Raw genomic sequence first — 1,405 nt, forward strand, 5'->3', positions numbered from 1 at the left:
GTCAGTAATGGTACCTAATCCAACAGCATCTAATAGATTTACACCGGAAACCGATGAAGCAAATGAAAGATTGATATCAATTGTTTCAGCATCTTCTACAAGTACATCATCATTGATAGTTACGGTTATGTTTTGGGTGTCACCACTTGCAGTATTTGCTGGGAATGTTACAGCGCCAACAGCACTAACCACCGAGTAATCAATATTTGGTCCAACGCTTAATGCTGTACCGTCGGCTATGTTATAATTAACAGTCACCGCATTCACCATTGTATTCCCTGTATACGAAATTACAAATTCAGCAGTACCAGCATCTTCGTTCACAGTAAAGTCGCTAACAGCAATACCTTCAGTAGGGCTGTTACCATCATTATCATTAATGGTACCTAATCCGATAGGGTCAAGCATATTAACTCCAGGACTAGTTATAGCGAAAGATAAATTGATATCAATGGTTTCGTCACTTTCAATAATGGCATCATCAATAATGGTAACGGTTACGTTTTGTGTATCACCGCTTGTAGTATTTGCTGGGAATGTTACAGTACCAACAGCGCTAACTACGGAATAATCAAGGTCTGGTCCAATACTAAGAGCGGTTCCATCAGTTATCGCAAAGTCGACAGTAAAACTGTTTTGAACAGTATTACCTGTATAAGAGATTACAAAATCAACGGTACCAACACCTTCATTTACTGTAAAGTCAGCAACGGCAATACCTTCAGTAGGGCTGTTACCATCATTATCAGTAATAGTACCTACTCCATCTGCGTCAAGCATGTTAACCCCAGGAACTGGAGTTGTAAAGCTTAGCGCGATGTTCATACTCTCAGCATCTTCAATAATAGCATCATCTACTATGTTTATAGTTACAGACTGAGTATCGCCACTTGCAGTATTAGCAGGGAATGTAACTGTAGTACCTGCAGTAGCTACATCATAGTCATCAGGATTGATGGCAGAATCATCGGTAACAGCAAAGTCAACAGTAAAACTGTTTTGAACCGTATTACCAGTATAACTTATAATGAAAGTGGCAGTACCTGCAGCTTCATTAACAGTAAAGTCAGCAACAGCAATACCTTCCGTCGGACTATTTCCATCATCATCTAAAATGGTTCCAGTAGCGTTAGCTGTACCAATAGTTACACCAGCAGGAGCCCCAGTGAGGTTAGCTATCTGTCCGTTAACAGTTTCATCATCTTCTATTAAGGCATCAACAGTAGTTGGGATATTGATAGTACCAGAGTTACTACCATTAGGTATAGTAATAGTAGCGTTAGCAGGTAGTGTGGTATAATCTGTACCAGCAATAGCAGTACCTGTACCCAGGTCATTGATATCGACCACGATGTCAGCCCCTGTATTGTTTACAGTTGACATGGTAGCTGTAAATATGATATCG

1 protein-coding gene is annotated in these 1,405 nt (G+C 40.1%); it reads right to left on the reverse strand.

Annotated features, from left to right (window positions below; all coding sequences use genetic code 11):
* A partial coding sequence (locus RM542_RS14790; RefSeq protein ID WP_311386525.1) for a Calx-beta domain-containing protein occupies positions 1-1,383 on the reverse strand: 1,383 nt, incomplete at its 3' end.
* Positions 1,384-1,405 lie beyond the last annotated feature (22 nt).

Source organism: Croceitalea sp. P059 (assembly GCF_031846365.1).
Taxonomy (GTDB): Bacteria; Bacteroidota; Bacteroidia; order Flavobacteriales; family Flavobacteriaceae; genus Croceitalea; species Croceitalea vernalis.